Source organism: Cloacibacterium normanense (assembly GCF_003860565.1).
GTDB classification, from domain to species: Bacteria; Bacteroidota; Bacteroidia; order Flavobacteriales; family Weeksellaceae; genus Cloacibacterium; species Cloacibacterium normanense.
The window spans coordinates 1,963,687-1,976,342 of sequence record NZ_CP034157.1; the positions used below are offsets into that span (position 1 = coordinate 1,963,687).

A 12,656-nucleotide genomic window follows, 5' to 3' on the forward strand; every position below is an offset into this window, starting at 1 on the left:
TAGAAAAACCATTTGCTCTATTTTCAAAAATAGAAAAGCCACTCTTTCGAATGGCTTTTTATTTGATCATATATTGTAATCTTATTTAATAATTACTTTTGAAACAGACATTCCTTGATCTGATTTCAGCATCAGTAAATAATTACCAGTTTGTAAATTGCTTACTGAAATGGTATCATCTCCAGAATTGGCAGAAACTTTTTGAGTTTTAAGCATTTTACCACTTAAATCATAAAGATAAAGATTACCACCTTTTGCATTAGAATATCTAACTTGAATTGTTCCGTTTGTAGTAGGATTTTGTAACACTTCTAATTTCTGAGACTGAGAAGGTTTTACTATATCATTAGTAGACAAAGCTGTTGCATTTCCAAAAATTCTGAATTCACCAGGATTTAGTGTTACTGGACTTGTAGTATTAGTTACATTAAGGGTAGAATTATCCATTAAATTATACCAAGTTCCTGTGTAAGGGAAATATGGCGTAATATTCTGAGAAGAAAGCGTGAAGTTTGCCAAAACCACTACATTTTTAAGTGATGTAGAAGGAAGTGCATCATTCCAAATATAGATTCTAGGCATTAAATCACCAGAATTGATAGTATATGTTTTGGTATTAAAAACTTCATTATTTACTCTTAGATTGATAATTTTCGCCCAAGCATCATAAACAGATTTTCTTTGTGTATCATTATAATAATTGAGTGTAGATGAAAAAGCACTTGGTTTAGAATCTGTTCTACAACCATTATTTATCGTTCCATTTGTACATCTATTGATACTTAAATCAAAACCTAATTCACCAAACTGCCAAATCATTTTAGGCCCAGGAATTGTGAATAAAGTTGCCGCAAAAGTTTTTTGTCTTTCTAAAGCAGTGGATAATGTTTTAACATTATAAGTTCCATTGGTCGCTCCAGAATTAAGATTTCTATACATTAATCTTTCTTCATCATGGCTTTCTCCATAGGTTTTATTTCTTCTTTCTGTAAATCCATGACTTTCATAATCTGCTCTATTTATATTACTACCTGAGGCAAATCCCATTGTATTTTGGTTATAAGCATAGTTCAGAATATCCCACATCATTACTCCTTTTCCTTCTCCTATTCTGTAATTTGCCCATTGCTGTTCTTCTGAATCCGTTCCTAAATGTTCAAAAATAACATAAGAACTTGGGTCAAAACTCCATTGTTTATCTGCATAAAGTTTTAAAACATCTACCCTATCTTGTTGATAAGCATTGGTACATGTTTGATCAGAAGAATTACAATTCTGTGTAAATCCTTTAGTTAGATCCCAACGGAAACCATCAACTTTATATTCTGTAATCCATTGTTCTAAAACTCTTTCTACATAATAACGAGTAGCAGCAGAAGAATGATTCATATCTTCATGTACATTATACGTATGCTTTGCAACAGTATTAAAATAAGGATTAGAAGAGTTAGGCGTTCCATAACCGTCTGCATCTGGATCATTATTCCATAATCTTACTAATGGATTTCTTTGTGTAGCATGATTAAGGGCTATATCTAGAATTACCGCAATTCCATTTTGGTGACATTTATCTATAAATTCTTTAAATTTATCAGAAGTTCCGTACGCTTTATCTAGAGCAAAGTGAAATGATGGGTTATATCCCCAAGAATTATTTCCTTCGAACTCCATTACTGGCATTAATTCTACTGCATTTATTCTCAAAGATTTCAGATAAGGAATTTTATCAATCATTGATTGCCAATTTTGCTCTACTGTAAAATCTCTTACTAAAAGTTCATAAACAATAAGGTTATCTTTAGCTGGCTTAGTAAAATTAGGAACTTGCCAATTATAAGTAGGCATTCCTGTTTGCACTACAGAAACATCAAACTGTTGACCAGCAGGATATGCTGGCAAATTAGGATAATCTGCTGCTTCTATATAAGGATCATCATCTGGTGAAAGCACCAATCTAGAAAAAGGATCTGCTACCTTTTTACCATCATCAGTTCTGTATTGGAAAGTATACATTTGCTGTGGCGTCAATCCCGTAATTTCTATCCAATATAAATTTGGATTGGTGGTATCTCTTTTCATAAGATACGCATTACTTACCGTCCAGTTATTAAAACTACCGATGACATGTACATAATTTTTCCCAGGCGCATAAATAGCTAAACCAATTTTATTAGGATTTGCCGCATCATAATTAATTCCTTGTCTTATCCAAGAAGGAATAGTAGCAGTTTGAACAGATGGTGTAGTAACCACTGTAAAGGATTTAGTTTGCACTTCACTATTTACAGTACTCGTTGCTTCTAATTCTATAGCCGCATCTTGAGTAACGGTGTAAGAATAATTATAAGAAGTAGCACCAGTACTTGTAGAGTTCACTACGTTTCCATTAGCTTTCAGTTTAAACGTTGCATTTTGTGAAGCGGTTGCACTTACTACTACACTGCTTCCAGAATTTAAAATGTTAGTACTTCCCGCAACTGGATTGGTTAAGTTCATCTGAAATTTCCCAACAGGAAGAACTATATCCTGTGATTTAAAGCTACCGTTAAGTGTTTTTACTAAAAATCCTATTCTAGACAAAGGAGTTGTTTTATTACCATAAAAAGATTTTACAGTATTCATGGTATAAGTATAAGTACCTGTAGTACCTGAACTACTTACATAAGTTAATTTACTAGCTGTTCCAGAATTAGTCCACGATCCATTAGTCGAAGCATCTTGAATTGCATTAGCTGAGTCAAAAGTCCAAGCCCACAAATAAAGCGCATGAGAAGAAGCTACACCAAAAGAGCTTTCATTAACGGTAAATGTAACTGTTATAGATTCTGTTTCCTCAAAAGTAGGTGGATTAACAGAATAACTTACATTAACTAAGGTCTGACTAAATGCAAAATACTGCATTAATAGTACTAATAATAAAGTAAATCTATGTTTCATTTCGTTTGATTTTCAAAAGGTAAAGATATATAAAAGAAATCTTTTTAAGAAGCATTTTTTTATGACTTTTGTAATTTTTCTAGAAAAAAAAGTCATTTTTTTTAACACAAATCTTAAAAAAGGAATATTATTTTTTATTTCCCAATTCATTTCTGAAAATAAATTCTTCTGTTTTTCCTTTTAATTCTAGTTTTTTGAAGTAAAAATTTCTAGATAATTTTCTTAAAAAATCTTTTTGGTCTACTAAATTCCAATAAAAATCTTCATGAATTTTTTGCGGTAATCTTCGGATATAGAATTCCGTTTTCCAAGTATCTTCATTGTGATAAAATTCTATCACGCCACAATGCTGGGGAATTTCTTCCAACGCAATCATTCCCATTGGCAATAGAAAGCTGAAATAATTACAGACATAATCACCACAACCAATTTTGTCATGCTTCAGAAATTTTTCTCCGCTATTTTGATTTTGATAAAATTTTTTGAAATCGTTTTTGAAATCGCTCTTCGATAACTTAATTTCAATTTCGTGAGAAAAACCTTCCTGATTAATCACCAAAATATCAGCTTCCCAATCGGTATGGAAATGATTGGTCAAGACAATATCTTTCTCAAAATCGCAAAATTTTTGAATATAGGCAAAAGTAAGTTCCTCTACTTTAATCATAGCAGAATTTTATGAAACCAATAAACTGCAACCGCGAATATCAGAATGGTCAATTCTTCCCAAAACCTGAAACGCATGTTTGTCATTCTGAGCATAGTGAAGAATCTCAAAATCATTTACAATTTTGCCCAAATCTTGTGTCGCAATAAAGCTGCAAGAATGTCTATTCGCCAAGTCTATGATGTTAATAGCGCCAGTTCTCCCTGCTTCCATATAAGAAAACGGATCTTCGGTATTTCTGATGAGAACACGCATCCAATTAGGCGTTTCGTATATATTTTCGCCTAGAGAATATGCCTGAGAAAGCAGTTCTGTCATAGAATATTCAGAGAAAATTTTATCTGTTCCGAAACCTTTTTGTAGAATTTTCAAAAGTTCATCTTTCGTCATTTCAGCTTTTCTGCCTTTCATTCCGCCAGTTTCTATGACTGTGAGGTATTCCGAACGAATTGAAACAGATTCTTCACTTCGTTCAGAATGACAATAATCTAAAAAATCTAACAAAGCAAAAGAAACACCGAAAAGAATTACTTTTTTATTTTCTTGACCTAATTTCTGTAACAATTCAAACAATTCTTGGTGATTATAGAGAAAATATCCGTTTTCAGGCTTTCCAGACTTTTTCATCAAAAAATCTACCATATAAATTAATGAAGAATGCGGATTTTCTGAATAATTGGGCAATAATCCTAAGAAAATATAATCTTCTGGTTTCCCTATAAACTGCTCAAAACTCTTATAAATACTTTCTTCGTAAAGGTTAAAATCTGCAATATAATGTTTAGAACGCGTCTGAATTTGCGTAGTTCCCGAACTTTGAAAATAGCTTAAAGGTTTGTCAGTCTTAGCGGAGCCGAAGACTTTGTCTAATACCAAATGGTTTTTAAACATTTCAATGGGTAAAAACGGAATATCTTTTATTTCTTTAATTTCCGAAGGGTTTTTACCTAAAAAATCTACAAATTTTTGGTAAACTTCTACATTTTCGTACTGATAGAAAAATATTTCCAAACATGCCGCTTGGAAATCTGCTTCAGATTTTATATTGAAAATATTTTTAAACACAGAGATACAGAGATTTTATATGGAGTTCACAGAGTTATTATAAGGAAACATTTCCGTTCAATATTCTTCTGTAACCGTTTTTAAATAAGTTAGTATTAAAATTAATAAGTAATCCCAATCTACAACCGCTTAATTTTAAATATGTTAAAACTTGAGCAAGATGCACATCGTTTAGTGCTTCACAGGATTTCACTTCTATTACAACGCTTTTTTCAACTAATAAGTCAATTCTATAGCCAATATCTAATTTCACTTCTTCGTAGATTAATGGCATTGGTTTTTGTTTTTCTACAAATAATCCAGCTTTTGAAATTTCATAAAATAAGCATTCTTCATAAGCACTTTCCAAAAGTCCAGGACCAAGATTTTTATGAATTTTTAGTCCCAAATCAAAAATAATTTTAGAAATTTCGTTTTCGTGCATACTATATTATTTTTTTAGCCACAGAGACATTGAGTTTTTCACAGCGCTCACAGAGAATTAATTTTGTGTTTTCTGTTATTTTCTGTGTCTCCTTATTTCTTTAAACCACGGACTTACAAAGTTTGCAAAAGCTTTTTATTCCTGTGTGCTCTGTGCATTCTCTGTGTCTCCGTGTTTCAATATTTTAAATTCCTCTCCATCAAAAACACCATACGTAAAATAAGAAATCCAGTCGCCAAGATTCACATGTTTCGCTTCCTTCCCATCAACTTTCAAATCTATAATCATAGGCAAATGACGATGACCGTAAACGAAGTAATCTAAATTTTCAGATTTCAATTTTTCTTTAGAATAAATGATAAGAAATTCTTTGTCCTCGCCTAAAAACTTCATGTCTTCTACTCCACTAATCATCTTATTTTTGGTAGAAAAATAAATCGCAATTTTCATCGCAATATCAGGATGAAGCCACTTAAAAAACCATTGCGCAATAGGATTAGTAAAGAGTTTTTTCATTCTCTTATAACCTTTATCGCCTGGTCCAAGTCCGTCTCCATGCGCTAAAAGGAAGTTTTTCCCAGAAACTTCATAATATTGTTTTTCGAAAAAAACTGGAATGCCGATTTCTTCTTCCAAATAATCTTTCATCCACAAATCATGGTTTCCAACGAAGAAATAAATGTCAATTCCACTGTCTTTCAGTTCGGCCAATTTCCCTAGAATCCTCACGTAACCCTTCGGAACTACATATTTCCATTCGTGCCAAAAATCAAACAAATCGCCCATCAAAAATAAAATTTGTGCATCGTGTTTTATTTCGTCTAACCATGCCAAAAATTTAGCTTCTCTTGGCTTACTCAACTCTGGAGTTGGCGCACCAAAATGCTGATCAGACGCAAAATAGATTTTTTTATTAGGCTGTAATTCGATTTTCATTTTTTTAGCTAAGATTAAAATCTTAGGGTAAAATATTTTTCGTCGCTCTGCGACTTCATTAATAATTCTATTTATTGGCTCTTTTAACTTTTTACTTGGCTCTTTAAGAATTTTCTTCCGCAAACCATTCTCCGTAAGAATTTTCGGTTTCGTGAAGTTTCAGATACGCCAATTGAACATGAGAAGGCAATTTATTTTTAATTTTTTCGGCAATTTCGTATAGCATATTTTCACAAGTGGGTTGGTAATTACATTCAATTACTTTATGCCCTTTATTAGCCAAATCTTCGCCCAATTCTTTATGCGGCGTCAATGCATTCAATAAAACAGCATGATCCCAAACTTCTACAATTTCCTCTTTTACAATTTTTTTAATGTCTCCAAAATCTACTACCATTCCGTTTTTCACGTTATTGATGTCATTAATTGGAGTTCCTTTTACGGTCACAAAAAGTTTGTAAGAATGTCCGTGCATATTTTTGCATTTGCCGTCATAGTTATACAAAACATGCGCCGTCTCGAAGGTGAAAATTTTAGTAATGCGTATCATGGTGCAAAGATAGAGAATTTTTGAAATTGAATTTGTTTTAAAACCATCATTTAATTAGCCTAAATTTGATTTAAAAATCTGCTCAATCAGCAAAATCAGCGAGACAAAATTCAAGATAAATTTCATAAATTTTTAAATTTCAATTTCCTTACCTTTACGCTAACAAATTTTAATGCTTTAGGAAATGAAACACCTTTTCAAGTTTTTGTTGCTTTTTTTTGCAACAAGTCTTTTCGCACAAAACAATCAAAGATTTTTTCAAAAAATTGAATTTAAAAATAACACCGCCGAAATTTCTGTCAATGACGGATTGTATCAAGTAAAATTTTATTCGCCAGAAATGGTAGAAACGGCTTTTATCCCAAAAAATCAAACGCTTGCAGAAAATTCTCACGCCGTAATTCTCTCTCCAAAATCTGTAAAATACAATTTCAGAGAAACCAGAGGTTTTGCATGGATTGAAACTTCTGGAATTACCGTAAAAATTCAAAAATTGCCTTTTCAAATTTCTTATTACAAAGGAGATGAACTCTTGATTTCTGAAAAAAATGGTTACGGAACTTATGAAAACGGCGAAATCAATAATCATCCACAAAATTTTGAAACATTAAATTTCAATCTTTCTCCAGACGAAGTTTTATATGGAGTTGGAGCAAGAGCACTCGGAATGAATCGTCGCGGAAACAGATTAATGTTATACAATCGTGCTCATTACGGCTACGAAACCAAATCTGAATTGCTTAATTACACGATGCCTATTGTAGTTTCGAGTAAAAAATATTTGATTCATTTTGACAATGCACCGATTGGTTACCTCGATTTAGACAGCAAAAAAGACAATTCATTGACTTACGAAACGGTTTCTGGAAGAAAAGTGTATCAAGTCATTTCAGGAAATTCTTGGGAAGATTTGGTTAAAAATTACACCAATTTAACAGGAAAACAACCCATGCTTCCAAGATGGAGTTTAGGGAATTTTTCGAGCAGATTTGGATATCATACACAGCAACAAACCGTGGAAACCATAGAGAAATTCAGAGCCGAAAATATTCCTGTTGATGCCATTATTTTAGATTTATATTGGTTCGGAAAATCTATTCAAGGAACGCTCGGAAATTTTGCTTGGGACAAAGATAATTTCCCAAAACCTCAACAAATGATTGATGATTTGAGAAAAAACAACGTAGAAACCATTCTCATCACCGAACCTTTCGTGGTGAATACTTCTTCGCGTTATCAGGAAGCTCTTGACAAAGATATTTTGGCAAAAAACAACGATGGAAAAGCATTTATGTACGATTTTTATTTCGGGCACACTGGTTTGATTGACATTTACTGTCAAAAAGGAAATTCTTGGTTCAAAAATATTTACAAAGACTTATTGAATCAAGGCGTTACAGGAATTTGGGGAGATTTAGGTGAGCCAGAAGTTCATCCTTCTACCATTCTTCACGGAAACGGAAAAAATGGCGACCAAGTTCACAATATTTACGGAATGGATTGGGCGAAATTAGTGAAAGAAAGTTTTGCAGAAACTTCACCAAATGCTCGTCCGTTTATTTTGATGAGAGCAGGTTATTCTGGAGCTCAAAGAAATGGGCTCGTTCCTTGGAGTGGCGACGTTTCTAGAAGTTGGGGCGGATTGCAAAGTCAACCCGATATTTCTTTACAAATGGGACTACAAGGAATAGCTTTTATGCACAGTGATTTGGGAGGTTTTGCAGGAAAAAATGAAGACGATGAATTGTATGCTCGTTGGTTGCAATATGGCGTTTTTAACCCAATTTACAGACCTCACGCTGATGAAAATGTACCAAGCGAACCGGTTTACAGAAGCGAAAAAGCAAAAAATTTAGCCAAAAAAGCGATTGAATTGCGTTACGCTTTGCTTCCTTATAATTACAATTTGGTTTTCGAAAATCATAAAAACGGAACTCCTTTAATGCGACCATTATTTTTTGAAGAACCAGAAAATCAAAAATTGTACACGTATAATACCGCTTATTTTTGGGGCAAAGATTTCTTAATTTCTCCGATTTTAAATAAAGGACAAAAAGAACAAAGCATTTATTTTCCTAAAAATTCTGATTGGGTAAATTTCTATACCGATGAGAAAATTTTAGGCGGAACTACTCAGACTTTTGCCACAGAAGAAGATAAAATCCCAACTTTTGTAAGAGCTGGAGCGATAATTCCGATGGCGAAACCGATGCAATCTACCAAGGAATATGATGGAAATACATTGATTCTTCATTATTATTTTGACGAAAAAGTAAAAGAAACCAAACTTAAATTGTACAATGACGATGGTTTACAAAACGGAGCCTACGAAAAAGGACAATTTGAAATGATGGAATTTGAAGCTAAAACCAACGGAAAAACCATTACTTTTGAACTGGGAAATGAAGTTGGTGCTAACTTTTCTGCAAAATCTAAAAATATAGAACTCGTTATTCACCATGTTTCTAAAAATCCAAATTCTATAAAAGCAGGTTGTAAAAAATTAGAATACACTTATGATTCTGAGAAGAAAACTTTGAAAGTGAATTTGGTTTGGGATTCTGCGAAAGAAAGTAAAGTGAAAATAAAATTATAAATTAAAATCGCCTCGCAAAATTGCGAGGCGATTTTTTCAACAAATTAAAAACTATGGACTCTTTGTTTGTTAAGAGTGACAAATGGAAATGAATTATGAATAAATCATTTTTTATTTTCTAAAATTTAAGAATCCTTTTAAACTATATTCTTACTTTTTACTTGAGTCTTTTTACTTGGCTCTTGATTAATGAAACTGCTCCGCTTCCGTAGAACCAGCTAAAGCTGTTGTAGAAGAATTTCCTGCTGTAACAACGGTTTGAACCGCATCAAAATAACCTGTTCCCACGAAACTTTGGTGTTTCACTGCACGGAAACCTTTCGCTTGTAATGCAAATTCTCTTTCCTGTAATTCGCTGTAACCCGCCATTCCTCTTTCTTTGTAAGCCAATGCCAATTCGAACATTGCAGTATTCAAAGCGTGGAAACCCGCCAAAGTGATAAATTGGAATTTGTATCCCATTTTTGCTAATTCTTCACGGAATGTTTCCATTTCAGGAACGGTTAATTTTGCTGCCCAATTGAAAGATGGAGAACAGTTGTAAGCCAACATTTTATCTGGGAATTTCGCATGAATTCCTTCTGCAAATCTTCTTGCATAATCTAAATCTGGGTTAGAAGTTTCCATCCAAATTAAATCTGCATAAGGCGCATAAGAAAGTCCTCTATCAATACCTTGCTCCACACCACAATTCACTTGGAAGAAACCTTCAGAAGTTCTTGCACCAGTTACAAATTTATGGTCTCTTTCATCAATATCAGAAGTCAATAAATCTGCTGCATCTGCATCTGTTCGCGCCACTAAAACCGTAGGAACTCCGCAAACATCTGCGGCTAATCTTGCTGCAATCAATTTATTGATCGCTTCTTGAGTAGGAACCAAAACTTTTCCACCCAAATGTCCACATTTTTTAGCAGAAGACAATTGATCTTCGAAGTGAACACCAGCTGCACCAGCTTCTATCATTTGTTTCATCAATTCAAAAGCATTCAGATTTCCTCCGAAACCAGCTTCTGCATCTGCAACGATTGGAACCAAATAATCTTTTTCACCACCTCCATTTACAGACTGAATTTGATCTGCTCTCAAAAGTGCATTATTGATTTTTTTAACCACAGCAGGAACCGAATTCGCAGGATAAAGCGATTGGTCAGGATACATTTCTCCAGAAAGATTCGCGTCTGCGGCAACTTGCCAACCAGAAAGATAAATCGCTTCTAAACCTGCATCCACTTCTTGAACTGCCTGATTTCCTGTTAAAGCACCTAAACCTGCAACAAAATCTTGATTGTTTAGCTTTTTCCAAAGCAACTCAGACATTTGAGTAGCGATGGTATAATCTAACTTGTACTTTCCTCTGAGTTTTAACACTTCTTCAGCCGAATAAGGTCTTGTAATTCCGCTCCATCTTGGATTTTCTCTCCATTCTTTTTCGAGCGCTTGGATTTGTTCTTGTCTGTTCATGATATTTTGGGTTTGTTTTGTTTATTTTAATTCACAGCGTTCATGGAGTTTTTCACTGAGAACACTGATTTTTTTAACGCAAAGCGCGCAAAGATTTTTTTTATTTTTCTTGAAAATATTTTTAAGTTCACAAAGAATCATCAAAGATGATTTGCAATGTCCGCAAAGGTTTTTCCTCTTTTTTAACACAGAGTTTTTTCTTGGCTCTTTTTACTTTTTACTTGGCTCTTAAATAAACGGATACGCTTTTAAGGTTAAAAAATCTTCAAAATTTTCATCGAAAACCAACTCATTAAAGAGTTTTGTTGCCAAATCGAATTTTCCTTTTTCGTAACGATTTTCGCCTACATATTTTTTGATATTTTCGAGTTCTTCTTTCTCAAATTCAAGAACCATTTCTTGGGTCAATGTTCTTCCGTCATTAAGTTTTGCTTGATTTTTTAGCCATTGCCAAACTTGAGTTCTAGAAATTTCTGCAGTGGCAGCATCTTCCATTAAATTATATAATGCAGCCGCACCAGTTCCCATGAGCCAAGATTCTATATAAAGAATTCCAACGTTGATGTTTTTTCTCACGCCTTTTTCGGTGATTTCACCTTTTGGAACTTCTAATAAATCTGCCTCTGAAATATGATAATCTTCGTGTTTTTTATCTATTTGATTTGGTGTTGGCATAAATTCGTCAAAAATTTTCTTCGCTACAGGAACCAAACCAGGATGAGCTACCCAAGTTCCATCGTGACCGTTTTTCACTTCACGCTCTTTGTCTGCACGAACTTTTGCATATGCCAATTCGTTTTCTTCTTCATTATTTTTTACTGGAATTTGCGCTGCCATTCCTCCCATTGCATGAACTCCACGTTTATGACAAACTTGAATTACCCGTTTAGAATAGGCACTCATAAAAGGCGAAGTCATGGTCACTTGATCTCTGTCTGGAACTAAAAATTCCTTGTGATTTCTGAATTTTTTGATGTACGAGAAAATGTAATCCCATCTTCCACAATTGAGTCCAGAACTGTGTTCTTTGAGTTCGTATAAAATTTCATCGAGCTGAAAAGAAGCAGTAATGGTTTCGATGAGAACTGTGGCCTTAATAGTGCCTTGAGAAATACCTAAATAATTTTGTGAGAAATTGAAGATCTCATTCCACCATCGTGCTTCTTTATAGTGCTCTAATTTTGGTAAATAGAAATAAGGACCACTTCCGTTTTCTAATAATTTCTTCGCATTTCTGAAAAAATAAATTCCGAAATCAATCAGAGAGCCAGAAGCTTTTTCTCCATTTATTGTAATATTTTTTTCTTCTAAATGGAGTCCTCTTGGCCTTACAATTAGCGTTGCCAAATTTTCATTAAGTTGATAAGGTTTACCTTCCTTATTTACAAAATCTATTTTTCTATTAATCGCATCCGTAAGGTTAATTTGACCTTCCATGCAATTTTTCCAAGTTGGCGAATTAGAATCTTCGAAATCTGCCATAAAAGTAGACGCTCCAGAATTCAAAGCATTGATAATCATCTTTCTATCAACAGGACCTGTAATTTCTACACGTCTGTCTTGTAAATCTTTTGGCAATCTGCTGCATATCCAATTTTCTTCTCTAATTCCTGCGGTTTCTTCTGGAAATTTTGGAAAAACACCTTCATCTATATTTTGTTGTACCATTTTTCTTGCAGACAACAATTCTAATCTGTCTTGATTAAATTTTTTATGCAAGTGAACCAAAAATTTCACCAATTCTTCCGAGAAAATTTCGGGATAATGATGAGCGGCTGTTATTTTAAAATTAGATTCCATAGTATATTTTGTTGTGGTTTCAAAAAAATGTGGTTATTAGTTTTATTTGAAACGAAATGAATAGATTTTGAATTTGTTCTTTTGCAAATATAGAAAATATTTTCACTTACAGCGAACGTTCGCTAAATTTTTATAAAAAATTATTATGCGAAAAATCGCTTATATTTCTTATCTTTGAATTTCAAAGGGTTTTACCACTTATTTAGATTCAATAAAA

The 12,656-nt window shown here is 33.3% G+C and carries 9 protein-coding genes; 1 reads left to right on the plus strand and 8 read right to left on the minus strand.

The features are described from left to right. Positions 1-81: 81 nt before the first annotated feature. From EB819_RS08995 to queD, 6 genes are all read right to left on the minus strand, one after another. A complete protein-coding gene (locus EB819_RS08995) occupies positions 82-2,937 on the minus strand; it encodes an alpha-amylase family glycosyl hydrolase (protein ID WP_069798565.1) in 2,856 nt (951 codons plus the stop codon). Between the two features lie 127 nt (positions 2,938-3,064). Beyond that, a complete protein-coding gene (locus EB819_RS09000; protein ID WP_069798563.1) occupies positions 3,065-3,604 on the minus strand; it encodes a hypothetical protein in 540 nt (179 codons plus the stop codon). 9 nt (positions 3,605-3,613) lie between these two features. After that, entirely contained in the window at positions 3,614-4,669 is a 1,056-nt protein-coding gene (locus EB819_RS09005; RefSeq protein WP_069798561.1) for a LuxE/PaaK family acyltransferase, read from the minus strand. A 37-nt stretch (positions 4,670-4,706) separates the two neighbouring features. Beyond that, on the minus strand, positions 4,707-5,093 hold the full coding sequence (locus EB819_RS09010; protein WP_069798559.1) for a GxxExxY protein: 387 nt from the start codon (positions 5,091-5,093) through the stop codon (positions 4,707-4,709). Positions 5,094-5,228: 135 nt separating this feature from the next. Next, positions 5,229-6,029, minus strand: coding sequence for a UDP-2,3-diacylglucosamine diphosphatase (locus tag EB819_RS09015; RefSeq protein ID WP_069798557.1), 801 nt, complete (start codon positions 6,027-6,029; stop codon positions 5,229-5,231). A gap of 103 nt (positions 6,030-6,132) precedes the next feature. Continuing rightward, entirely contained in the window at positions 6,133-6,579 is a 447-nt protein-coding gene (gene queD, locus EB819_RS09020; protein WP_069798555.1) for a 6-carboxytetrahydropterin synthase QueD, read from the minus strand. Positions 6,580-6,763: 184 nt separating this feature from the next. On the opposite strand from queD, the gene EB819_RS09025 reads away from it, so the two are divergent. Continuing rightward, entirely contained in the window at positions 6,764-9,175 is a 2,412-nt protein-coding gene (locus EB819_RS09025; protein ID WP_069798553.1) for a glycoside hydrolase family 31 protein, read from the plus strand. 186 nt (positions 9,176-9,361) lie between these two features. Here the strand turns inward: EB819_RS09025 and aceA are convergent, their stop codons facing one another. Both aceA and aceB read right to left on the minus strand, forming a co-directional pair. Beyond that, positions 9,362-10,639, minus strand: a complete 1,278-nt coding sequence (gene aceA, locus EB819_RS09030) for an isocitrate lyase (protein ID WP_069798551.1) — start codon at positions 10,637-10,639, stop codon at positions 9,362-9,364. A gap of 228 nt (positions 10,640-10,867) precedes the next feature. Further along, positions 10,868-12,439, minus strand: a complete 1,572-nt coding sequence (gene aceB, locus EB819_RS09035) for a malate synthase A (protein ID WP_069798546.1) — start codon at positions 12,437-12,439, stop codon at positions 10,868-10,870. Positions 12,440-12,656 lie beyond the last annotated feature (217 nt).

Bases quoted from the DNA above. Each gene is read 5' to 3' on its own strand.
- EB819_RS09010 (WP_069798559.1), bottom strand. From the start codon at position 5,093: ATGCACGAAAACGAAATTTCTAAAATTATTTTTGATTTGGGACTAAAA.
- EB819_RS09000 (WP_069798563.1), bottom strand. From the start codon at position 3,604: ATGATTAAAGTAGAGGAACTTACTTTTGCCTATATTCAAAAATTTTGC.
- EB819_RS08995 (WP_069798565.1), bottom strand. From the start codon at position 2,937: ATGAAACATAGATTTACTTTATTATTAGTACTATTAATGCAGTATTTT.
- aceB (WP_069798546.1), bottom strand. From the start codon at position 12,439: ATGGAATCTAATTTTAAAATAACAGCCGCTCATCATTATCCCGAAATT.
- queD (WP_069798555.1), bottom strand. From the start codon at position 6,579: ATGATACGCATTACTAAAATTTTCACCTTCGAGACGGCGCATGTTTTG.
- EB819_RS09015 (WP_069798557.1), bottom strand. From the start codon at position 6,029: ATGAAAATCGAATTACAGCCTAATAAAAAAATCTATTTTGCGTCTGAT.
- aceA (WP_069798551.1), bottom strand. From the start codon at position 10,639: ATGAACAGACAAGAACAAATCCAAGCGCTCGAAAAAGAATGGAGAGAA.
- EB819_RS09025 (WP_069798553.1), top strand. From the start codon at position 6,764: ATGAAACACCTTTTCAAGTTTTTGTTGCTTTTTTTTGCAACAAGTCTT.